The organism is Sinorhizobium sp. BG8 (genome assembly GCF_016864555.1).
Taxonomy (GTDB): Bacteria; Pseudomonadota; Alphaproteobacteria; order Rhizobiales; family Rhizobiaceae; genus BG8.
The window spans coordinates 499,980-524,107 of sequence record NZ_CP044011.1 but is presented as its reverse complement, the minus strand read 5'-3'; the positions used below and the strand labels follow the sequence as shown (position 1 = coordinate 524,107).

The 24,128-nt window shown below is 61.6% G+C and carries 12 protein-coding genes and 1 pseudogene; 6 read left to right on the top strand and 7 right to left on the bottom strand.

The window, feature by feature from the left end:
- Nucleotides 1-27: 27 nt before the first annotated feature.
- Nucleotides 28-969 carry a glycosyltransferase family A protein gene (locus F3Y30_RS02430; RefSeq protein WP_203424991.1) on the bottom strand — a complete coding sequence of 314 codons (942 nt, stop codon included), beginning with the start codon at nt 967-969 and terminating at the stop codon, nt 28-30.
- 675 nt (nt 970-1,644) lie between these two features.
- Between F3Y30_RS02430 and F3Y30_RS02425 the strand changes: the two genes are divergently transcribed.
- Nucleotides 1,645-10,137, top strand: coding sequence for a glucoamylase family protein (locus F3Y30_RS02425; protein WP_203424990.1), 8,493 nt, complete (start codon nt 1,645-1,647; stop codon nt 10,135-10,137).
- A gap of 82 nt (nt 10,138-10,219) precedes the next feature.
- A complete protein-coding gene (gene opgC / locus F3Y30_RS02420; protein ID WP_203424989.1) occupies nt 10,220-11,416 on the top strand; it encodes an OpgC domain-containing protein in 1,197 nt (398 codons plus the stop codon).
- Nucleotides 11,417-11,561: 145 nt separating this feature from the next.
- Here the strand turns inward: opgC and F3Y30_RS02415 are convergent, their stop codons facing one another.
- Nucleotides 11,562-13,319: a glucan ABC transporter ATP-binding protein/ permease gene (locus tag F3Y30_RS02415; RefSeq protein ID WP_203424988.1), complete on the bottom strand. Its 1,758-nt coding sequence runs from the start codon at nt 13,317-13,319 to the stop codon at nt 11,562-11,564.
- Nucleotides 13,320-13,322: 3 nt separating this feature from the next.
- On the bottom strand, nt 13,323-13,598 hold the full coding sequence (locus tag F3Y30_RS02410) for a hypothetical protein (RefSeq protein WP_203424987.1): 276 nt from the start codon (nt 13,596-13,598) through the stop codon (nt 13,323-13,325).
- Nucleotides 13,599-13,627: 29 nt separating this feature from the next.
- Here F3Y30_RS02410 and F3Y30_RS02405 point away from each other — a divergent pair, with 29 nt between their 5' ends.
- The 3 genes and pseudogenes from F3Y30_RS02405 to F3Y30_RS02395 all read left to right on the top strand — a co-directional run bounded on the left by F3Y30_RS02405 (nt 13,628) and on the right by F3Y30_RS02395 (nt 18,671).
- Nucleotides 13,628-14,368, top strand: coding sequence for a LuxR family transcriptional regulator (locus F3Y30_RS02405; RefSeq protein ID WP_203424986.1), 741 nt, complete (start codon nt 13,628-13,630; stop codon nt 14,366-14,368).
- A gap of 111 nt (nt 14,369-14,479) precedes the next feature.
- Nucleotides 14,480-17,937, top strand: a pseudogene (gene pyc, locus F3Y30_RS02400) (pyruvate carboxylase).
- 173 nt (nt 17,938-18,110) lie between these two features.
- Nucleotides 18,111-18,671, top strand: a complete 561-nt coding sequence (locus F3Y30_RS02395; RefSeq protein ID WP_203424985.1) for a GNAT family N-acetyltransferase — start codon at nt 18,111-18,113, stop codon at nt 18,669-18,671.
- A gap of 16 nt (nt 18,672-18,687) precedes the next feature.
- Here the strand turns inward: F3Y30_RS02395 and F3Y30_RS02390 are convergent, their stop codons facing one another.
- From F3Y30_RS02390 to F3Y30_RS02375, 4 genes are all read right to left on the bottom strand, one after another.
- Complete coding sequence (locus F3Y30_RS02390; RefSeq protein ID WP_203424984.1) at nt 18,688-19,083, bottom strand: DUF2794 domain-containing protein; 396 nt, start codon at nt 19,081-19,083, stop codon at nt 18,688-18,690.
- A gap of 409 nt (nt 19,084-19,492) precedes the next feature.
- Nucleotides 19,493-20,260: a thioredoxin family protein gene (locus F3Y30_RS02385; protein WP_246752850.1), complete on the bottom strand. Its 768-nt coding sequence runs from the start codon at nt 20,258-20,260 to the stop codon at nt 19,493-19,495.
- 202 nt (nt 20,261-20,462) lie between these two features.
- A complete protein-coding gene (acnA, locus tag F3Y30_RS02380) occupies nt 20,463-23,156 on the bottom strand; it encodes an aconitate hydratase AcnA (RefSeq protein WP_203424982.1) in 2,694 nt (897 codons plus the stop codon).
- 111 nt (nt 23,157-23,267) lie between these two features.
- Nucleotides 23,268-23,480 carry a hypothetical protein gene (locus F3Y30_RS02375; RefSeq protein ID WP_203426722.1) on the bottom strand — a complete coding sequence of 71 codons (213 nt, stop codon included), beginning with the start codon at nt 23,478-23,480 and terminating at the stop codon, nt 23,268-23,270.
- Between F3Y30_RS02375 and ccmA the strand changes: the two genes are divergently transcribed.
- Nucleotides 23,424-24,068, top strand: a complete 645-nt coding sequence (gene ccmA / locus F3Y30_RS02370; RefSeq protein ID WP_203426456.1) for a heme ABC exporter ATP-binding protein CcmA — start codon at nt 23,424-23,426, stop codon at nt 24,066-24,068. The two genes, F3Y30_RS02375 and ccmA, sit on opposite strands and share 57 nt — an antisense overlap.
- Nucleotides 24,069-24,128: the final 60 nt, after the last annotated feature.

The window sequence follows — 24,128 nt, the reverse complement described above, 5'->3', positions numbered from 1 at the left end:
GGAAAGGGACACTGCAATCGGTTCCATCTACTGGGTCGGTGGGCCAGGTATCAGGGCTTCGTCGTTCTCCCTCCAGAGAAAATAGCCGGATGCCAGGCTCAGGGCGTAGGTGAGCTTTGGTCGGATCTCGAGCGGCTGACGGCGCAAAAGCCGCAGCGGGATACCGCCGATCGCTTTCAGCACGAGAAGCGCGACCGTCGCAAAGCCGTAGCCGTTCTTCCGATAGAACGCTCCCGTACCCAGCGAATACTTGCGAACACGCTCAAGATAGGCGCGGTTGTTGCCGGTCTCGACTTGCTCATGCCGGATGATGAGGTCCGTGAAATAGTCCGAACGGAAGTCGGATGCGACCAGCCGTGCAACAAGATCCATGTCCTCCGCGGATTGGAATGAGGTCGCCGCACCCGGCCCAAGCCTGAGGTCGAACTGGCCGATCCGCTGGAACACATCACGGCGGACAAAGACCGCATTCGCGTTGCCCACGAGCGGCACTTCTTCCTTCGTGACGGTGCAGTCTTCGGGGAGTGCCGGAATTATCGAATTGCGCCCGCTTTCGTCGACGGTCCTGCCTATGACGACGGCAGTCTGCGGGCTCGCTGCAAAGCGCGCCATCACTTTCCGCAGCACATCGGTATCGTACCAGCAGTCGTCGTCGGGAAACCCGACGATCGGCGCCGTGGCCGTCTCCGCGCCGACATTACGTCCGAGCGAAACGCCTTTCGGCGACCTGACGTGCCTCAGTCGTTGATCGCCTTGATGACGCAACATCACCGCGTCCAGATAGCCGGGATCGTTTTGGTCCACGACGATAATTTCGAAATTCCGCATGGTTTGGGCGCGAAGCGACGTCAGCAGGCGGTCGAGCTTTTCGCGCCTGCCCAGGGTGCTGACGACAAGAGAAATCTCCGGAGCCACTGTCCGGGCGAGCGTCGGATCACCGAATTGGCAGCGCTCGCTGTCCAGTTTCATTGCCAGTTCCTCGCTTTCGGGCTGCCTTTGGCTCCGCGAATGCAGATCCTGACCAGCTAGCGGCGCCGTATCGATTGCCGGCTCCTTGATGTCACCTGGTTCCCGTGTGTCGGCACCAGACATCGGCGTCGATCCGCGGCAGTTCCGGTGGAACAGGCGCATCGTGCCGCCAGAATGTTAAGATGAGGTGTATCGCAAGTCGGCCAGCCATCATGTCGCGACAGAATCAAATCAATGACATGCGGGTCACGACCGACCCGCCGCGTTCAGGCCCGGTTCATCTGGCCAGCGCGATACAGTGCTGCAGGACGAAAAGCGTGTCGGTGGCTTCCGAGTTCCGGCGGGCGGTTCGTCCTGGTCAAATTTACCATCTGCCACAAGGAGCCCGTCCTTGCCCTTCGGTCTTATTGCAACTGTCTGCCATTGCGGATAAAAAATACCATCTTCATGCACCACGCGGCCAAGACGCCATTCGTGTGTCGCTTGAGCCATTTCGCGGTCTGATGGTGGATCGGGACGTTGCGCGGCAACGACTCCTCGAGGAGGGGTTGGTTGCGCAAGCAAGACGCAGAACGCGTCGTGGCACATTGCGGCAGCGGAATGTCGTTTGCCTATAAGAGACCCGGCGCAAACAATTGCCGGACCCAACAACACGGTCGAATCCAGAAAAATCATATGCTCCAGAACAAACCGCAAGCTCCGTCGCGGGACGCAGACACCAAGCAGATCGACTACAACGACTCGATCCGCGACATCTACTACTCTTCGGAGCAGCTCGCTGCCTGCGGAGAGGATCTCGCGCGCCACGGGGTGTCCGAGCTGCCGGGGTTCGCGCCTTTCGAGTTTCGCGCGCGCCACAAGGCGAACGAGAAGGAGATTTTTCGGGTCTATCGCACCAGTGCACGGGACGTGGAGGCAGGAGCGCCCATCACGCCGGCCGCCGAATGGCTTCTCGATAACTACTATGTTGTGGAAGAGGCGATCCAGGAAGTCCGGCGCGATTTTCCGCGCCGCTTCTATCGTCAGCTTCCGACCATGCCGGTCGGCGATTCCGTCATACCGCGCACAATGGCGATCGCATGGCTCTATGTCGCCCACACGCACAGCAGCGTTTCCCGAGAAACCCTGACCTCGATCGTTGAAGGCTTCCAGAAAGTAGAGCCCCTCAAGATCGGTGAACTGTGGGCCATGCCCTCGATCATTCGCTTCGTGCTGATCGAGAACCTGCGGCGCATCTCCAGTCGCGTCGAGCGGTCCCGCAAGATGCGCCTCAAGGCAAACGAGATCGCCGATCAGCTCATCCGCCTCAACGATCCCGAGAAATCCGAGGGAATTCTCGAGGAGATCGAGCCCTTCGTCGCGGACAATACATTCGTTACGCAGCTGCTGTATCGCTTGCGCGACGGGCTCCAGACCTCCGGCGCGGTGATCAACTGGCTGGAGAAGCGGATCGAAAGCCGCGGCACCAACCTGGAAGAGCTCGTCGTTGCAGAAAACAACCGGCTCGCCTCCGGCAACGCCACGATGAGCAACCTCATCAAGGGACTGAGGGCCATCGACGATACCGAATGGCCGGTCTGGGTGGAGAGCGTCAGCCATCTCGACAAGGCGCTTCGCGAGGATACCGATTACAGCGACCTCGATTTCGGTTCGCGCAACAAGTACCGCGACACCATCGAAAAGCTCGCACGCCGATCCGGCAAGACCGAGATTGAAGTCACCGAAACCGCCATCGCCATGACGGCGGAGGATGCGAAGGCCGGAAACGTCGCCGGTGCGCACGAGGCAAATGTCGGCGCCTTCCTTGTCGGCAAGAAGCGCCGGCTGCTCGAACAGAGGATCGACTACAAGCCGTCCATCCTCCAGCACATCGTTCGCCTCGGACGGGCGCTCGACTGGTTCGCGATCGCCGGACCAGTCATCCTGCTGACCCTGATGGCGATGATTGCCGTCTACTTCTTCCTCGACCAGATGGACATTCCGAACGGTGCGTGGCTGATCATGCTCGTGCTGTTCGCACTTCCGGCGTCCGAGGGAGCGGTGGGGCTTTTCAACACGCTCATTACCTTCTTCGTCAGGCCGTCGCGCCTCGTCGGCTACGAGTTCCGCGAAGGCATTCCCGAAGAGGCGCGCACGCTCGTCGCCGTTCCCTGTCTTATCTCCACGCGCGATCATGTCGACGAGCTGGTGCGCAATCTCGAGGTTCATTATCTCGCCAACCCGCGAGGCGAGATCTATTTCTCCCTCGTGAGCGACTGGACCGACAGCGCGAGCGAGGAAACGGCCGAGGACATCGATGTCCTCGACTACGCCAAGCGCGAAATTGCCACCCTGAGTGCCCGCTACGCCCATGATGGACGAACGCGCTTCTACCTCCTGCATCGTCGCCGTTTGTTCAACCCTTCCGAGGGAACCTGGATGGGGTGGGAGCGCAAGCGCGGCAAGCTGCACGAACTCAACCTGCTCCTGAGGGGCGACGGCGACACGAGCTTCCTTCCGGGCGCCAACATGGTGCCGCAGGGCGTGCAATATGTGATGACCCTCGATTCCGATACGCGCCTGATGCGCGATGCGGTGACCAAGCTCGTCGGAAAGCTCTATCACCCGATCAATCGTCCCCTCGTTGATCCGAAGACGCAGGAAGTGGTCGCGGGCTACAGTATCCTTCAGCCGCGCGTGACGCCGTCGCTGACAACCGGTAACGACGCTTCGACGTTCCAGCGCATCTTCTCGATCAACCGCGGCATCGATCCCTACGTCTTCACGGTTTCCGACGTCTACCAGGATCTCGCCGGCGAAGGCACCTTCACCGGCAAGGGGCTTTACCATGTCGACGCCTTTGAGGCGGTCCTGAAGGGCCGGATCGAAGAGAACACCATTCTCAGCCACGACCTTCTCGAAGGCTCGATGGCCCGCTGCGCCCTTGTCACCGATGTCGAACTGGTCGAGGACTTCCCGACGCGCTACGAGGTCGAGACCTCGCGCCAGCATCGCTGGGCTCGGGGCGACTGGCAGCTCCTTCCCTACATCTTCCGTCCGTCGAGCGGGGTGTCGATGCTTGGCCGCTGGAAGATGTACGACAATCTCCGTCGTACATTGATTCCCATCGGCTGGCTCGTCGCCTCGGTGATGGGTTGGTACTACATGGAGCCGCGCCAGGCGTTGATCTGGCAGGTCGCCTTGATTTTCCTGCTGTTCGTCGCACCGACGCTTTCATTGATTTCGGGCCTCATGCCGCGCCGCAACGACATCGTCGCGCGGGCACATGTGCAGGCGGTGCTGTCGGAAGTTCGGGCTGCGAACGCCCAGGTGGCATTGCGCATCGTCTTCATCGCGCATTCAGCGGCGCTGATGGCGGACGCGATCATCCGCACGCTTTACCGCGTGGCGGTCAGCCGCAAGCTCATGCTGGAGTGGCGCACGGCCGCGCAGGCACACAGCGCTGCTTACGGAAGCATCTTCTCCTACTATCGTGCCATGTGGCAGGCGCCGGCGCTGGCTGCCGTTTCGGTAGCGTTGGCTGCCGTGTCGAAGACCGGTCTTCCCTTCATCGGGGTGCCGTTTGCGATCATCTGGGCTCTGTCGCCGGCCGTTGCCTGGTATGTGAGCCAGTCTGCCGAGACGGAAGACCGCCTGTTCGTTCCCGAGAATGTGGTGACCGAGCTGCGCAAGATCGCGCGGCGGACGTGGCGCTACTTCGAGGAATTCGTCACCGAGGAGCAGCACTTCCTGCCCCCGGACAATTTCCAGGAAACGCCAAATCCGGTTCTCGCCGAGCGCACCTCACCCACCAACATCGGCGTGTATCTGCTTTCGGTGATCTCCGCCCGGGACTTCGGCTGGATCGGTTTCGAGGAAACCATTCGACGCCTCGAGCAGACGGTCTCCACCATCGACCGCATGCCGAAGTATCGTGGCCACCTGTTCAACTGGTATCTCACGAATACCCTCGAGACGCTCGGGCCTCGCTACGTATCGGCTGTCGACAGCGGCAACCTCGCCGGCCACCTCATTGCCGTCTCGTCCATGTGCCGGGAATGGGCCGAAGCGCCTTCCGCCCATCTTCAGGGTAGCCTCGACGGTATTGGAGATGTTGCAGCGATCCTGTCCGAAACGCTCAAGGAGCTTCCGGACGACCGCAAGACGGTGCGTCCGCTGAGGCGCCTGATCGAAGACCGGATCGCCGGCTTCCAGAATGCGCTCGCTGCGGTGAAGCGCGAGCACGAGTTCGCGTCCATCCGGGTCATCAACCTTGCGGTTCTCGCCCGCGACGTGAACAAGCTCATCACCAACCTGGACCATGAGATCAAGAACGCCCAGAGCGCGGAGATCGTCAAGTGGGCCGCCATGCTGGTGACGACCTGTGAAGCGCATATCGCCGACAGCGTGTTCGACCTGGGCAGCATCGAGTCGCTGCGCGAGCGTCTTGGAGTGCTCCGGGACCGTACGCGCGATCTCGCTTTCTCGATGGACTTCGGCTTCCTGTTCCGCCCGGAACGGCGGCTGCTGTCGATCGGATACCGCGTCGAGACCGGCGAGCTCGACGAGGCCTGCTACGACCTGCTCGCATCGGAGGCTCGCCTTACCAGCCTCTTTGCGATCGCCAAGGGCGACCTGCCGACGGAGCACTGGTACAAGCTCGGCCGCCCGATCGTGCCCATAGGCTCGCTCGGTGCCCTCGTGTCCTGGTCGGGATCGATGTTCGAGTATCTCATGCCGCCGCTAGTCATGCAGGAGCGGCAGGGCGGCATCCTCAATCAGACCAACAATCTGATCGTCAAGGAACAGATGAACCACGGCCGCCGACTCGGCACGCCATGGGGTATCTCGGAAGCGGCGTTCAATGCTCGCGACCATGAACTGACCTATCAGTACACCAACTTCGGCGTACCGACGCTCGGTCTCAAGCGCGGCCTGGGTCAGAACGCCGTCATCGCGCCATACGCGTCGATTCTTGCCAGCATGTACGATCCGAAGAGCGCGCTTGCGAACCTCAACCGGCTTCGTGCGGTGGGGGCACTTGGCGTCTATGGTTTCCACGATGCCGTCGACTTCACGCCGACGCGCGTGCCGGAGGGCAAGACCTGCGCGGTGGTGCGGAACTACTATGCGCATCATCACGGCATGTCGATTGCCGCGGTCGCCAACGTTGTCTTCGACGGCCGCCTGCGCGAACGCTTCCATGCCGATCCGGTCATCGAAGCGGCGGAGCTGTTGCTGCAGGAAAAGGCGCCGCGCGACATCCCGATCATCAACGCCAAGCGGGAACCGGAGACGGTCGGCAACACGCAGGCAGACCTGCTGCGTCCCGAAGTTCGCGCCATCAGTGATCCGGCAAGCAAGGACCGGCAGCTCGTGCTGCTGTCCAACGGACACTACTCGATCATGCTCACGGCGACGGGTTCCGGTTACGCACGCTGGAACGGGCAGTCCGTCTCGCGCTGGAAACCGGATCCGACGGAAGATCGCTGGGGGAACTACATATTCCTCAGGGATACTGCGACCGGAGAATGGTGGTCGGCGACTGCGGAGCCCAAGTCTGCGCCGGGCGAGGTGGTCGAGGTCGAATTCGGCGACGACAAGGCGGAATTCACCAAGACAGTTGGCACGCTGACGAGCGAAGTCGAGGTCATCGTTGCGAGCGAACACGACGCCGAGGGGCGCAGGCTTACGCTTCTGAACAAGGGTCCCGAGGACCGTTTCATCGAAGTCACCTCCTACCTCGAGCCCGTGATCACCACGGACGATGTGGATGCGGCTCATCCGACGTTCGCGAGGATGTTCCTCCGGACGGAGATCGGCAAGCGGGGCGACGTCATCCGCGCCGAGCGCAACAAGCGCAATCCGAACGAACCGGACATGCATGTCGCGCATCTGATCGTCGACAATGCCGGCACCTCACGCCGCACGGAGTTCGAGACCGACCGGCGCAATTTCATCGGCCGCGGCCGCACTCTTTCGACCGCCCAGGCGTTCGATCCGGGCGCCCAGCTTTCCGGCACTGACGGCTTCACGCTCGATCCTGTCCTATCGCTCCGTCGTGTAGTCCGCGTGCCTGCGGGCAAGAAGGTAAAGGTCCTCTTCTGGACGATTGCGGCTCCGAGCCGGACCGAAGTGGACAGCGCGGTCGACCGCTATCGCCATCCGGAGAGCTTCAATCACGAGCAGATCCATGCCTGGACGCGGTCGCAGGTCCATATGCGCCACATCGGCGTCTCCTCGCAGGAAGCGGCGAGCTATCAGACGCTCGCCCGCTACCTCATCTATCCCGATACGCACCTGCGTGCGGATATGGGGACGATCCAGGCAGGGCTGGCATCGCAGTCGGCGCTCTGGCCGCTCGCGGTCTCCGGCGATTTCCCGATCTTCGTGCTTCGCATCAACGACGATTCCGATCTCGAAGTGGCGCGGCAGGCGCTCCATGCCCAGGAATATCTGCGCCACAGGGGCGTGACCGCGGATCTCGTGATTCTCAACGAGCGCGCATCCTCATATGCGCAGGATATGCAGCACACGCTCGACCAGATGTGTGACAATCTCCGCATGCGAGGGCAGTCCGAGGGTGCACGCCAGCACATCTTCTCGGTTCGCCGCGATCTCATGGAGGCTTCCACCTGGCAGGCGCTGCTTGCGGCGGCCCGCGCAGTCTTCCATGCCCGCAACGGTTCTCTCGCCGAGCAGATCAACAGGACGGTTTCGCTGCTAGCGGCGCCGCTCGAATCCGACGCTGAAGAGAGCGTTCGCCTTATCCCGGCACCGCAGCCGGAGCGCAACCCGGAACCCGTCGATATCGACGCCGGCAATCTGCTCTTCTGGAATGGCTTCGGCGGCTTCAACCCCGAGCGCCGCGAGTACGGCATCAAGCTTCGCGGCGGCGAGGCGACGCCCCAGCCCTGGGTGAACGTGATTTCCAACGACCGCTTCGGCTTCCATGTCGCTGCCGAGGGTGGTGCCTATACGTGGAGCCGCAATTCGCGTGACTTCCAGTTGACCCTTTGGACCAACGACCCGGTCGTCAATCGACCGAGCGAAGCGTTCTACGTCAAGGATATGGACAGCGGCGCAGTCTACACGCCCTTCGCCGGCCTTTCGCGGGATCCCTCCATCCTGTTCGAAGCCTGGCACGGCATGGGGTACTCTGCGTTCCGCAGCGCCGCCGGCGGGCTCGAACTCGATCTCGTCCAGACGGTCGACCAGAACAGTCCTCTGAAGTATTCGCGGCTCTTCATCACCAACACGGGCCGGGAGACCCGCAAGCTGTCCGTATACGGCTACGTCGAGTGGGTACTCGGCAACAACCCGGCCAGGACGGCGCCCTTCGTGCTGACCAGCTATCATCAGGAGACGGGTGCGATCATCGCCACGAATCCCTACAGCATCGACTATTCGGGGCGTGCTGCGTTCTTCGCCGCCAACCGGCCGGTTGCGGAATTCACCGCAAGCCGGCGGGAGTTCATCGGGCGCGATGGCGATATCGTTGCACCGAAGGCGCTTGTCGACGGCTTCAGGCTTTCCGGCGCTGCCGAAGGTCTGGGCGACCCCTGCGCGGCCCTTGCGAGCGAGATCGTAGTCAAGCCGGGCGAGCGCCAGGAAATCGTCTTCATCCTCGGCGAAGCAGATGATATCGCGGAGGCCCGGACCCTCGCGACTCGCGCCCGGAAGGTCGTGTTCGACGACGCCTTGAACGCGACCAAGGATTTCTGGTCCGAGTTCACGGGTACGCTGCAGATCGAAACGCCGGATCCGGCGCTCGACCAGATGGTGAACAACTGGCTGCCCTATCAGAGTCTCGGCTGCCGCATCATGGCGCGGTCCGCCTTCTACCAGGCAAGCGGCGCCTATGGCTTCCGCGACCAGTTGCAGGATACGCTCGCATTCCTGGCGCATCACCCCGAACTGGCGCGCCGGCAAATCCTGAATGCAGCCTCCCGCCAGTTCAAGGAAGGCGACGTTCAGCATTGGTGGCTGCCAGAAACCGGCGGCGGCGTCCGCACGATGATCTCCGACGATGTGGCATGGCTTGCCTATGCAGTGACCCAATACTGCAGCGTCACCGGGACCAAGGACATCCTCGACGAGAAGCTGTCCTTCATCGAGGGACAAGCACTTGCGGAAGGGCAACACGATGCCTTCTTCCGGCCCGACAAGTCGAAAAGGGACGCGACGCTCTACGAGCATTGCGCACTGGCGCTCGATCTCGCCATCCGCCGCACCGGGGAAAACGGGCTGCCGCTCATTCTCGGAGGCGACTGGAACGACGGCATGAACCGCGTCGGGGAAAAGGGCAAGGGCACCAGCGTATGGCTCGGATGGTTCCTTGCCGGTGCACTGCGCGGGTTCCTGCCAATCGCCCGCGAGAGGCACGACAATGATCGGGCCGACGGCTGGGAACGTCACCTCGCAAGTTTGAAGAAGGCGCTCGAAACCGTCGGCTGGGATGGGGACTACTATCGTCGCGGCTATTTCGACGACGGCACGGTCCTCGGATCTGCGACGAATGCGGAGTGCCGCATCGATTCGATCGCCCAGTCCTGGAGCGTGCTGTCGGGAGAAGGCGATCCTGAACGGGCGATAAAGGCCATGGATGCCGTGCTCTCGGAGCTCGTGGACAAGGAGGCGGGGATCATTCGCCTGTTCACGCCGCCGCTCGTCTCGACGCCGCAGGATCCGGGCTACATCAAGGCTTATCCGCCCGGCGTTCGCGAAAATGGCGGGCAGTACACGCACGCGGCGACATGGGTCGTCCTGGCGCTCGCCGCGCAGGGACGTGCGGACGAGGCCTGGTCCTGCTTCAAGCTCCTCAACCCCATCAATCATGGGCTCGACCGGGCCAGTATCGACCACTACCGCGTCGAACCGTACGTGATCGCCGCCGATGTCTATGGCGAAGGCGCGCTCACGGGCCGTGGCGGGTGGACCTGGTACACGGGTTCGGCCGGCTGGCTCTATCGGGCGGCGGTGGAAGGCATTCTTGGCATCCGCAAGGAAGGCGGGCGTCTGATCGTGAACCCTGTGCTTCCTTCGGAATGGAAGGGCTTCTCGGCTGTCATGAAGATCGATGGCAAGGAGTACCGGATCTCCGTCGAGAAAAGTGAGAAGCGCGCCAAGCTGTCACTTAAGGTAAATGATACTGTCATAAAAAACCCCCATGAAGGCTATTCGCTCTGACGCTTGAAAGGCGGCGCATGACAGCGCCGCAGTCAGAGCAGTTTGAGGCCGCTGGTGCGATGCACCAGCGGTAGGGTGCCTTATGCCGGCGAAAGCCACGACTATCTCCAGTTCTACCGCTTCCGGGGGCATGCCTTCCGGGCGGGATACACGGCTCGACGTCTTCCGCGCCCTGGCGCTGCTGACGATCTTCATCAATCACGTTCCCCAGCAGTATCTGGAGTACTTAACTCACAAGAACTTCGGCTTTTCCGATTCAGCGGAAGCCTTCGTGCTGATTTCCGGGATGACCGCCGGCCTTGCCTACGGCCTGAAATTCGATGCCATCAGGCGTCTATCCGTGACCTTCAGGATCCTGCGGCGGGCGTTCACGCTCTACGTCGCGCATATCATGACGAGCATACTGACGTTCGCCATCTTTGCCGGCGGCGCCCTGCTCTTCGCGAGGCAAGACCTCCTGTCCGAGATCAACCTTCGCGCGGTGATCGACAATACCGAGCTCGGCCTGGTCGGCATGGTGCTCCTCGGGCATCAATTCGGTTACAACAACATCCTGTCGATGTATGCGGTTCTGCTGCTCATGCTGCCGGGATTTCTCTGGCTGCACGCAAGGAGCCCGGCGCTTCTGGTCATCTTGTCTGGCCTGCTTTGGCTCTGCGCGGGCATCTGGAACATTGCACCATCGAACTTTCTCGACAACGGCTACTGGTTCCTGAACCCGCTCTCCTGGCAGTTCCTGTTCGTCATCGGGCTCACGGTATCCATGCGTATGAAGCGGGGCGGCAGGATCGTGCGCAGTACGCCCCTCGTCGCCATCGCCCTCGGCTATGTGGTCCTATCGTTTCTCTGGGTGGTGGGCTCGTGGTGGAGCATCGATGTCTCGCTGGGGCTCCCGGCGGTCCTGACCGGTTTCGACAAGACGTTCCTCTCGCTGTTCCGGCTTCTTCACGTTCTGGCGCTCGCCTATCTCGTCGCAGTCACCCCGGCAATCTCCAGGTGGACTGCGCTGCCGCTCTCCCATCCTCTGGTTTCGATCGGCCGCCATTCGCTCGCCGTCTTCATCTTCGGTACCATCCTGGCGATGATGTGCCAGGTCATCATGATCGTCACGGGCAAGAACCCGTTCCTCGGAACGGCTCTGGTGGCAGCCGGCATCGCGGCGCATTTCGCATATGCACGCTATCTGGACTGGCTCGATACGCTCTCGTCCGCGCCTGCTCGCCCCGAGGCCGATCTGCTGCCCGTGCGGGTCCGCTCCACGCAGCGACGAACTGACTGACGCGTCCGGTTAACGGGCGCGTCCCTTCCCAAGAAAGCCCTCCAGGCCCATGGCGTTAGCGCCGGGCAGGGAAGACGACGCAAAGAAAAACCCGGCGCGCACGGCACCGGGTTTTGCTGTTCACCGCAGGACATGCTGGCGACGGTTACGCCGCAGTGTGGCTCTTGCGGACGTCGTCGTCCGTCAGGATGCCACTTGCCCGAAGCAGGGCGGCAAAGCGGCCATTGCTCTGGCTGAGATCCTGGAAGCTGCCCATTTCGGCAATCTGGCCGTGGTCGAGGAACAGCACGAGATCGGCCTCCCGCACCGTCGACAGACGGTGCGCGATGATGAACGTGGTGCGGTTCTTACGCAGATTGTCGATGGCGGTCTTGACCCTGGCCTCGGTTTCCACGTCGAGAGCGCTGGTCGCCTCGTCGAGAACGAGAATCGGCGCATTCTTCAGGATCGCCCGGGCGATCGCGATACGCTGACGCTCGCCACCCGATAGGCGGTTGCCGCGCTCGCCGACATGGGTATCGTAGCCACTTTGACGCGAGGTGATGAAGTCGGCCGCTGCCGCTGCCTTTGCCGCTTCGATAACGTCGCCGTCGGACGCATCCTCGCGACCCAGGCGGATGTTGTCGGAGATGGAACGGTTCAGAAGGCCGGCATCCTGGAACACGGTGGCGATCGAACGGCGCAGAGACTTGCGGGTCACCGTGGAGATGTCCACGCCATCGACCAGGATCTGGCCCTGCCGCGGCTCGTGCACGCGCTGGAGGAGATTGACCAGCGTCGTCTTGCCGGCTCCGGTCGGGCCCACGATTGCAATGGTCTGACCGGCTTCCGCCGTGAACGAGATATCGCGAACGCCGGGTGTCGCGTTCGCAAAGTCGAACGAGACGTTCCGGAACTCGACCTTGCCGCGTACTTCGCCCATTTCGGCCGCCGTGCTCGGCTCCTCGCGATCGCATACCGCGTCCTCGAGAACAAAGAAGTCCTCGAGCTTTGCGCGTGCTTCGAAAATCTGGGTCACGAAGGCCTTCATCTGGTCGAGGCGTCCGATGAGAAGGCCGGCAAAGCCGATGAATGCGACAACCTCGCCAATTCCGAGCTCTCCGCGCTGGACCAGCACGGTGCCGATAACAAGGATGACCATCATGGAGATCGTCGAGGCCACGCGGTTCATCGCGCTTGCGAGTGCCCACCAGTCAAGAACCGGGAACTGCGCGTTGATGAGCTGTTCCGCATAGCGCTTCAGCTCCTTGGTCTCCGCCTCTATGCGGTTGTAGCTGTGGAGCACCGAGACGTTGCTGATGGAGTCGGAAACGTGGGAGAAGACCGTGTGGTAGTGACCTTCGACGGACGCCTGCCCGTCACGCGTCTTGTGCATGACCAGCTTGCTTATCGCAATGTAGAGCACGGCCAGGACCAGCAGGACAAGCGACAGACGGACGTCCATCGCGAAAGCGGTCGGGACCAGCAGGACCAGGGCGACGGCGGTCGCCAGATGCTGGCGCATGAATTCCAGCCACAGCCCGAACAGCGTTTCACAGGCGCGAAGCAGCGTGTGCAGGGCATTCGACGTGCCGCGCTGGCTGTGCCAGGAGAGCGGCATGGAAATGATCCGCCCGAACGCCTCGGTCACCAGGCTTGCACGGCGACCATGCGCCAGGCGGTCTGCCTCGCGTGCGACAAGAACATAGGCTATTGTGTTGAAAACGGCGAAACCGGCCCACATGAACAGCATCGGGGCCACATCGGACTTGGAGGATATGGCATCGACGATCCGGCCGAATAGGATCGGTTCCGCGATCGTAATGACTGCCAAGATGATGTTGGCCGCCACGATCAGCGAGACGCGAAACTTATAGACCGCAAGATACTGAAGGGCCCTTGCGTAGACCTGAAACAATGACACTTTTTAACCCCTTGCATTGGGTTTGAGTTGTGCGCCGCAGCGAACGAAACCGATGGCAAGCATTCTCTTGGCAGGGGCTTTCGGAAGTACCGAAGACCGTCCGCCGCAAGCAAAATTCCCATCGGTGCCGAAATCATGCTTGAACCGGCATGAACCAAAGCTGAACAGCGTGGGGACGTATTGATTTCGGGGCAAAGAATCAGGCAATTGCGAAAAGCTGCCGGGGTTGGCGGCGGCATCCATTTTTAGTTCGCGCTTTTTGACTTTAGCCGTATTCAAAGGGGAGGCCGGTTTCCGGCCTGTGAGATATGAAGATCAATGTTCTCGTACAATACCTGGCCCTCCTCGACGAAGTTTGCAATCGCGATGAGGCCGTGGCCGAGTTTGAACGCCTTCTGGCCATCTACGGCTTCGACTATTACGGCATCGTTCGCCAGCCAAAGCCCAACGAAAACCCGATGAGCCTCGTTCTTGCCGGACGCTGGCCAAAGCATTGGCCGGAAATCTATATCCAGAAGAAGTACATTCTGACCGATCCAACGATCCGCTACCTCGGACATGCCCGCATGGGCTTTCGCTGGCGCGATACCATTGCACCCTACCGGTCCGGTCCAATGCGCTCGCGCATGGAGCGGATGATGGTCGATGCACGCAGCCACGGGCTCGAGGACGGATACATCTTCCCCGTCCACGGACGACGGGGGCTCCTAGGCAACCTGACGCTCGGAGGCAAGCCTGTCGACCTGCACCCCGCGGAGATGGGCATGTTCGACAGCATCGCGAAGCGCCTGTTCTGGAAGCTGCTTTCCGCGTCGAGCCCCGAAACCTACGAGCAATTCGCGGCAGACTTCGACATTCAGCTGACGCGGCGGGAAATGGAAGCGCTCACCTATCTTGCCGACGGCATGACCTCCAACGAGATCGCACGGGTTCTCAGTATTTCCACGCACACCGTCGATTGGTATATGAACGGGATACAGGAAAAGCTGAAAGCCAAGAACCGGCACCACACGGTCGCATTGTCGTTCCGTCTCGGCCTTGTTTCCTGACGGCGGGAATTTTTCGGCCGCTTTGCCGGAATTTGCGCTTTTCTTTATGAGGCATTGATGATTTCTTTCGCACGTGCAGCATAGCCGCGTTCAAGTCATGAGGAGTTCGACTTGCCTATATCCAAGATCCTAGTTGCCAACCGGTCCGAGATTGCGATCCGCGTTTTTCGCGCGGCAAACGAACTGGGGCTCAAAACGGTCGCGATATGGGCTGAGGAAGACAAACTCGCACTTCACCGCTTCAAGGCGGACGAGAGCTATCAGGTCGGGCGCGGACCGCATCTTGCGCGTGACCTTGGTCCAATCGAGAGCTACCTGTCGATCGAGGAAGTGATCCGCGTCGCCAAGCTTTCGGGTGCGGATGCAATTCACCCCGGCTATGGCCTCCTGTCCGAGAGCCCGGAGTTTGCCGATGCGTGCGCGGAAGCCGGAATAACCTTCATCGGCCCCAAGCCGGATACAATGCGCCAGCTCGGCAACAAGGTCGCCGCGCGCAATCTTGCCATCTCCATCGGCGTTCCGGTCGTGCCGGCGACGGATCCCCTGCCGGACGACATGGCTGAAGTGGCGAAGATGGCCGAGCAGATCGGCTATCCGGTGATGCTCAAGGCCTCGTGGGGCGGGGTGGCCGCGGCATGCGCGCGATCCGCGATCCAAAGGATCTGGCACGCGAGGTGACCGAGGCCAAGCGAGAGGCCAAGGCCGCCTTCGGCAAGGACGAAGTCTATCTTGAAAAGCTCGTCGAGCGCGCGCGCCACGTCGAAAGCCAGATTCTCGGGGACACGCACGGCAATGCCGTCCATCTGTTCGAGCGCGATTGCTCGATCCAGCGCCGCAACCAGAAAGTCGTGGAGCGTGCACCCGCACCCTATCTTACCGATGCCCAGCGGCGGGAGCTCGCGGATTATTCGCTGCGGATCGCCGAGGCGACGAACTACATCGGTGCGGGCACCGTCGAATATCTGATGGATGCCGATACCGGCAAATTCTACTTCATCGAGGTCAATCCGCGCATCCAGGTGGAGCACACGGTCACCGAACAGGTCACCGGAATCGATATCGTCAAGGCGCAGATCCACATTCTCGACGGCTATGCCATCGGCACGGCGGAATCGGGCGTGCCGCCGCAGGAGGAAATCCGGCTGAACGGCCACGCCCTGCAGTGCCGTATCACCACCGAGGACCCGGAACAGAACTTCATTCCCGACTATGGCCGCATCACCGCCTATCGCGGCGCGACCGGTTTCGGTATCCGGCTCGATGGCGGCACGGCCTATTCCGGCGCCGTCATCACGCGCTACTACGATCCGCTCTTGGAGAAAGTTACCGCCTGGGCGCCGACTGCCGAAGAGGCGATCCGCCGCATGCATCGGGCGCTTCGCGAATTTCGTATCCGAGGCGTGGCGACCAACCTCACCTTCCTCGAGGCGATCATCGGGCATCCGAAGTTCCAGGACAACAGCTACACCACACGCTTTATCGATACCACGCCGGAGCTGTTCCAGCAGGTGCGCCGCCAGGATCGTGCGACGAAGCTGCTCACATACCTCGCCGACGTCACGGTCAACGGTCACCCGGAAGCCAAGGGACGCCCCCGTCCCTCGGAAGACATCGCAAAGCCCGTCGTGCCCTTCGCGGATCAGCCGGTCCAGCCCGGAACGAAGCAGCTTCTTGACGAGCTGGGTCCGCAGAAGTTCGCCGAATGGGTTCGCGGTCAGCACCGCGTCCTGATGACCGACACGACGATGCGCGACGGTCACCAGTCGCTACTGGCGACGCGCATGCGGACCTACGACATCGCCCGCATCGCCGATACCTATGCGCGGGCTTTGCCGAGCCTGTTCTCGCTCGAATGCTGGGGTGGTGCGACGTTCGACGTGTCGATGCGGTTTCTGACGGAAGATCCGTGGGAGCGCCTTGCCATGGTCCGGGAGGGGGCGCCGAACCTGCTCCTGCAGATGCTTCTGCGTGGCGCAAACGGCGTCGGCTACAAGAACTACCCGGACAATGTGGTCAAATACTTCGTCCGCCAGGCTGCAAAGGGGGGCATCGATGTCTTCCGTGTCTTCGACTGCCTGAACTGGGTCGAGAACATGCGCGTGTCGATGGATGCGGTGGCGGAAGAGAACAAGATCTGCGAAGCCGCCATCTGCTACACCGGCGACATCATGAGTTCGGCGCGACCGAAGTACGACCTGAAGTACTACACGGCGCTTGCGGCGGAACTGGAGAAGGCCGGCGCGCACATCATCGCCGTCAAGGACATGGCGGGTCTCCTGAAGCCGGCCGCGGCCCGGGTGCTGTTCAAGGCACTGCGCGAGGCGACCGACCTGCCTATTCACTTCCATACCCATGATACTTCGGGGATTGCGGCGGCAACCGTGCTTGCGGCGGTCGAATCCGGCGTCGACATCGTCGATGCCGCGATGGACGCGCTTTCCGGAAATACGTCGCAGCCCTGTCTCGGCTCGATCGTCGAGGCGTTGCGTGGCTCCGAGCGTGACCCGGGCCTCGATCCCGAGTGGATCCGGCGCATATCGTTCTACTGGGAGGCTGTCCGCCACCAGTACGCGGCATTCGAAAGCGATCTCAAGGGACCGGCTTCCGAGGTCTACCTGCACGAGATGCCGGGTGGCCAGTTCACCAACCTCAAGGAGCAGGCCCGCTCGCTCGGCCTTGAGACGCGCTGGCATGAAGTGGCCCAGGCCTATGCCGACGCGAACCAGATGTTCGGCGACATCGTCAAGGTAACGCCGTCCTCGAAGGTCGTCGGCGACATGGCGCTGATGATGGTCAGCCAGGACCTTTCGGTCGCCGACGTCGAGAACCCCGCCAAGGATATCGCCTTCCCGGAATCGGTCGTGTCGATGCTGAAGGGTGATCTCGGTCAGCCGCCGGGAGGCTGGCCGGAGGCACTCCAGAAGAAGGCGCTGAAGGGCGAGAAAAACTATGTCGAGCGGCCGGGATCGCTGCTGCCCGATGCGGATCTTGGAGCCGAGCGCAAAGCGATCGAAGACAAGCTGGAACGAAAGGTCGACGATTTCGAGTTCGCGTCCTATCTCATGTATCCGAAGGTCTTCACGGACTATGCGCTTGCAGCGGAAACCTACGGCCCCGTGAGCGTCCTGCCGACGCCCGCCTATTTCTACGGGCTTACGGCCGGCGCCGAGCTCTTTGCGGATATCGAGAAGGGCAAGACGCTCGTCGTGCTCAACCAGGCGCAGGGCGAAGTCGACGAGAAGGGCATGGTCAAGGTGTTCTTCGAACTCAATGGACAGCCTCGACCGATCAAGGTCCCCGATCGGAACCGGGGCGCAGCGAACGGAGTGCGGCGGAAGGCCGAGCCCGGCAACGCCTTGCATCTTGGTGCGCCAATGCCGGGGGTCGTCTCCACGGTTGCGATTTCCGCCGGCCAGGCCGTGAAGGCGGGCGACATCCTGCTCTCCATTGAAGCGATGAAGATGGAGACGGCTCTTCACGCCGAGAAGGACGGAACGATCGTCGAGGTACTCGTCAAGGCGGGAGATCAGATCGACGCGAAGGATCTTCTCGTCGTCTACGGCGCATAGTGCCGGCTCACGAGCCTCGGATTGAGTTCCGAGGCTCGACGTCGATCTGACGCGTGAGCACGGCCGCAGGGGCTGTGCAGTCGCGATACACCTCCTGCCTCCGGGGCGGGCTTGCTTGATCCGGCGGACAGGATGTGACATGGACATCGCGTTTCAAGCATTTGAGCGCATCCATGAATTACATCATCCGCGCAGCCGATTCAGGCGATATTGCAGCCTTCACCGAGATCTATCGAGAGTCGGTGCTGAATGGCGTCGCGAGCTATGAGATCGATCCGCCTTCTTTCGAGGAAATGCGCACCCGCTATGCCTCGATCACGGAACAGGGATACCCTTACATTGTCGCGGTGGAGCAGACCGGTCTAATTCTCGGCTATGCCTATGCTTCGGCTTTCCGCACCCGCCCGGCCTATCGCTGGCTTGTCGAGGACTCGATCTACCTGGCTCCCGATGCCCGTGGAAAGGGAGTCGGCAAGGCATTGCTTGCGGATCTTATCCGGCGTTCCACCGATCTCGGTTTTCGCCAAATGGTGGCCGTCATAGGCGGTGCTCATCCGGCGTCGATCGCTGTGCATCGCTCAGCCGGATTCGAGCACGGCGGTCTCATGAAGGCGACCGGGTTCAAACATGGTCGCTGGCTCGATACGGTGATCATGCAGAAATCGCTGGGAGAGGGTGCGGAAAGCGATCCGACGCTCGATGCGCATCCGGCGACGAACAGGGCCGCGGACTGACGGATCCCCCGGATGGTCAGGTCTCGATGAGCTTGAGCGACTTGTCGAAGATCTTGAGAACCTGCAGCAGGTCGTGGCCGCGCTTCAGGATCGTGCCATGGGTGTTCACTACGCTGAAAGCGCCTTGCCTGGCCGCAAGCTTTGGGTTCTTTTCGATCCTGTAGAGGGGCATTTCGCCCGAGCGCTTGAATACCGAGAAGACGGCCTTTTCCTTCGTGTGGTCTATCGCATAGTCGCGCCACTCACCTTCCCCGACCATCCGTCCGTAGACCCAGAGGATGGCATCGAGTTCTCGGCGATGGAAGGTGATGGGGAGTGGATCCTTGCTGCTGCGGTACTCCCGCAGGTCCACGACAACCCCGGATCCCTGTGATCCGGCCTGGTTTCGAGGCGAATCCGGCTGATCAGTCATCGAATCTCCGCGTCTCGACTATGACGGACAGATGACAGTTTGCCTGACAAGAATTGAAAAGCAAGTCGATCCGGCTCGCGACCTGCATTCAAAATTGCTTGTTGCCGCAATTCAGCCCAAACGGCGCCTAAATTAGAAGAGAAAGTTCGCGCGTTGCTCTCGCAGCCGGTTCGCTTTGCATGTGCGGTAAATCGGTTCGGCGCGAGAGCACGCGTCGAAGCTTATGCCTGTATTCCGTTGCCGGAAGCTTCGTCAAGGTCCGGGTCGGTCGCCTTCGAACCCTAAGCCCCAGCCCCTCGAAGCGACCGGGCCGGACCGCCCCTTTCAACGGATCATCGATCCGCGGTCCCGCTCTCCATCTCTCCTGCCGAACGCCCTTTCATCCCTGGTCGCCGGATATCGATTCCGGCTATCGGCCTGCGCTGTCGAGCGCGCCGTCGACAGCAGGCGACAGGCCGGGGCGCGTGCCGTCGGCGGTAAGGACTGCGGCGCCCAGGATGGCGCCGGGCGTATCGGCCGAACGCATTCTCTGCAGAAGGATGGCGCAACCGCTGTTCTGGGCCTTGGCGAGCATCGCCGCAGGCAAGATCAGGTTTGCTTCGCTTCCTTCCCACATGCCGATGGTCTGCAGGTCCGTCACGGCGTTCCAGTATTGAACGGTGCGCCCCTTGTTCTCGCCGGTTTCAATTTTCACCGCGCGCTGGCGATCGAAGTAGGCGACGACGATGTTTGCCTTGCCCTTTCCAGCGCCAACCCGGATACGGATCTCATCCCCGTTGATCTCCGCCTTGACCGGCACGGAAAGACCCTTGCTCTCCGTTTGCAGCTCACCGATTCGCCGCCGGATCGCATCCAGGTTGGATCCGTTCATGTGCTCGCGTCCGTTCAGGACGACCTGGGGCGTATAGACGCCGCTTCTGCCGAACATCCTCGCATAGGCATACTGGCGATCGGTGTTGTCCCGGGAGGCCAGCGTGTCTGGCCATCCGAGATAGTTCCAGTAATCCACATGATAGGCGAGGGCGACCACGTCTCCCTGTTTTGCGAGTTCTCCCAGCGCCTTGTCGGCGGGAGGACAGGAGGAACATCCCTGGCTGGTAAAGAGCTCGACGACGCCCTTTATGGCTCCGTCCTCGGCAAGGGCTGCAGTGGTGCCCATTGCCAGAAATACCGCCATAAGTTGAAATCTACCTGCTCTCGTCATGATCCGTTCCGGTGGACACTGGCCAGCAACCCGACTTGCGCATGGTCATACGCGCAAGCACCATCAACAGGAAGTCACGATGGAGTGAAAGTCATACTAAAGAACGAAGCCATCCAAATGCAAGAATGCCGGGGTCGATGAACCCCGGCATTCGGTCTCGTTTCTACGGCTTTCGTCAGGCCGCGAGATCGCGAAGAACGGTCTGCAGAATGCCACCGTTGTTCATGTAGGTGACCTCGTCGAGCGTATCGATGCGGCAAAGGATCGGAACTTCCTTCACTGAACCATCGCCATAGGTGATCTTGGCGATTTTCTTCTCGCGCGGCTTGATATCGCCTTCCAGACCGTCGATCTCGACCGTCTCGTCGCCCTTGAGGTCGAGGCTCGCCCAGGTCGTGCCCTCCTCGAAGACGAACGGCACAACACCCATGCCGACCAGGTTCGAACGGTGGATGCGTTCGAAGGACTGGGCGATCACGGCGCGAACGCCGAGCAGGTTGGTGCCCTTTGCGGCCCAGTCACGCGACGAACCGTTGCCGTATTCGACGCCGGCGAAGATGACCAGCGGAACACCTTCTTCCTTGTACTTCATGGCCGCGTCGTAGATCGATATCTCCTCCTTGGACGGGTAGTGGATGGTGTAGCCACCTTCCTTGCCGTTCGGGCCGAGCATATGGTTGCGGATGCGGATGTTCGCGAAAGTACCACGCATCATGACTTCATGGTTGCCGCGGCGCGTGCCGTACTGGTTGAAGTCCGCGACTGCCACACCGTGGTCCGTGAGGTAAGCACCAGCCGGGGACGTTGCCTTGATCGAGCCGGCCGGAGAAATGTGGTCGGTGGTGATCTTGTCGCCGAAGAGGCCAAGGACGCGAGCGCCCTTGATGTTCTTCAGGCCGGCGCCGGTCTTGCCCATGCCGACGAAGTACGGCGGGTTCTGGACATAGGTCGAGGCGTCGTCCCAGGCGTAGGTCTGGCCGGCGGGAACGTTGACCGCCTGCCAGTTCGCATCGCCCTTGAAGACGTCCGCATACTTTGCGGCATAGAGCGCGCGGGTGACGTACTTCAGGATGAATTCCTGAATTTCCTGCGAAGACGGCCAGATGTCCTTGAGATAGACCGGCTTGCCGTCCTTGCCCTCGCCGATCGGCTCCTTGGTCAGGTCCTTCTGGACCGTACCGGCGAGCGCGTATGCGACGACGAGCGGCGGAGAGGCGAGGTAGTTTGCCTGGACGTCCGGCGAAATGCGGCCCTCGAAGTTGCGGTTGCCTGAAAGGACGCCGGCAGCGATGAGGCCCTTCTCGTTGATCGTCTTGGAGATCGGCGCCGGCAGCGGTCCGGAGTTGCCGATACAGGTCGTGCAGCCGAAGCCAACGAGGTTGAAGCCGAGCGCGTCGAGATCGGCCTGCAGGCCGGATTTCGCCAGATACTCGCCGACGACCTGGGATCCGGGTGCAAGCGAGGTCTTGACCCAGGGCTTGGTCTTCAGGCCCCTGGCAACTGCGTTACGGGCAAGAAGGCCAGCAGCGATGAGCACCGAAGGGTTGGACGTGTTGGTGCACGACGTGATGGCGGCAATTGCCACATCGCCGTGGCCGATGTCGTAATCGGTGCCCTCGACCGCATAGCGGTTGGCGAGCTGGCCCGGCTTCTTGTAGTCGGTGTCCATCGAGGTAGCGAAACCGGACGCGATGTTTTCGAGCGCGATGCGGCCCTCGGGGCGCTTCGGGCCAGCCATCGAGGGGACGACGTCGCCGAGGTCGAGCTGGAGCGTGTCGGTGAAGACGAGGTCGGAGCCGTCACCCTCGCGCCACATGCCCTGGGCCTTCGAATAGGCTTCGACGAGCGCGATGCGCTGCTCTTCGCGGCCCGACATGGTGAGGTAGTTGATCGTTTCGGCATCGACCGGGAAGAAGCCGCAGGTCGCGCCGTATTCCGGACCCATGTTGCCGATCGTCGCGCGGTCGGCGAGCGTCATGTTGTCGAGGCCGGGGCCGTAGAATTCGACGAACTTCGAGACAACGCCCTTCTTGCGGAGCATCTGGACGACGGTGAGCACGAGGTCGGTCGCCGTGACGCCTTCCTTGAGCTTGCCTGTCAACTTGAAGCCGATCACTTCCGGCAGCAGCATGGAGACCGGCTGGCCGAGCATCGCCGCTTCCGCCTCGATGCCGCCGACGCCCCAACCGAGGACGCCGAGACCGTTGATCATGGTGGTGTGCGAGTCGGTGCCGACGCAGGTGTCCGGATATGCGATTGTTTCGCCGTCTTCTTCCTTGGTCCAGACAGTCTGGCCGAGGTATTCGAGGTTCACCTGATGACAGATACCGGTGCCGGGCGGAACAACCCGGAAGTTCTTGAATGCCTGCTGGCCCCACTTGAGGAAGCGGTAACGCTCACCGTTGCGCTCGTATTCCAGCTCGACGTTCTTGGCGAATGCCGTCGGCGTGCCGAATTCGTCGACGATGACCGAATGGTCGATGACGAGGTCGACGGGGACGAGCGGATTGATCTTCTCCGGATCACCGCCGAGCGAAACCATCGCGTCGCGCATCGCGGCGAGGTCGACAACCGCGGGAACGCCGGTAAAGTCCTGCATGAGGACGCGGGCGGGACGATAGGCAATCTCGTTTTCGACGGTGCCCTTGTTGACGAGCCATTCGGCGACAGCCTGGATGTGCTCCTTGGTGACCGAGCGCCCATCTTCGAAGCGCAGGAGATTCTCGAGAAGCACCTTCATCGAGTAGGGAAGTTTCGAAACGCCGGCAAGACCATTCGCCTCAGCCTTGGGGAGGCTGTAGTAGACATAGTCGACGCCGTTCACGGTGAGGGTCGAACGACATTTGAAGCTGTCAAGGGATTTGGACACTGGATACCCCGTTCCGTCTGATCGCCAAAAGCTGACGTACGAACGTCCCTGCGCTGTTAAAGCGCCTAATGGGATGCGGGTGCGGCCATTTCCGCTGTCCGTACGCGGAATTTATTCCGGGTTCGGCGCTTGGATGAAAATCACGCCGACCGCTGGCGTGTTGCGGGCGTTATAGATAATTTCTAAGAAACGATCCAGAGCGCCGGTCGCCAGATCGGGACATTTTTTTGCATTGCGGCCGATGTCGTAAAGGGAAAGTGAAAAGTGATGCGCCTCGTAGTGGAAGGCCTGAGTGCTAAGCGGGGCGAAGACCTGATTTTCCACGATATTTCATTTCAGGTGGAAGCGGGCAGGGCGCTGGTGATCAAGGGGCCGAATGGTGCCGGGAAGTCGACCTTGCTGCGGGTCGTGGCCGGCCTCCTGCTGCCGCATTGCGGTACCGTGCGCCTCGATGCTGCACCGCACCCGGTGGAACGGGTCGGCGAAGCCTGCCACTATCTGGGACATCGCAATGCCATGAAGCGCGAGCTGACGGTCGAAGAGAACCTCCGCTTCTGGAAGGCGTTTCTAGGTAATTCACCTGACGGCGTCGGAATTGACATTTTCGAAGCGAGCGAGGCCGTTGGACTCGGCGACATTACGCACCTGCCCTTCGGCTATCTTTCGGCGGGCCAGCAGCGGCGCATGGCGATGGCAAAACTGCTCGTCGCATGGCGGCCGGTGTGGATTCTCGACGAACCGACAGCGGCGCTTGACGCCGCCGCGGAGGAGATGTTCGCAGGCCTCGTCACCGCCCACCAGGCGAGAGGCGGCATTGTGCTCGCGGCCACGCATCAGCCACTGCAGCTCGAGGGCGTGAGCGAGCTTCGACTAAGCGGCTTTGCCGGCGTTCTGGCGGAGGCCTGGGCGTGAAACACCTGAAGCTGCGAATTCTTGGCGCAGTTCCGGGCACTCTGCCCGCGCGCGTCCCTG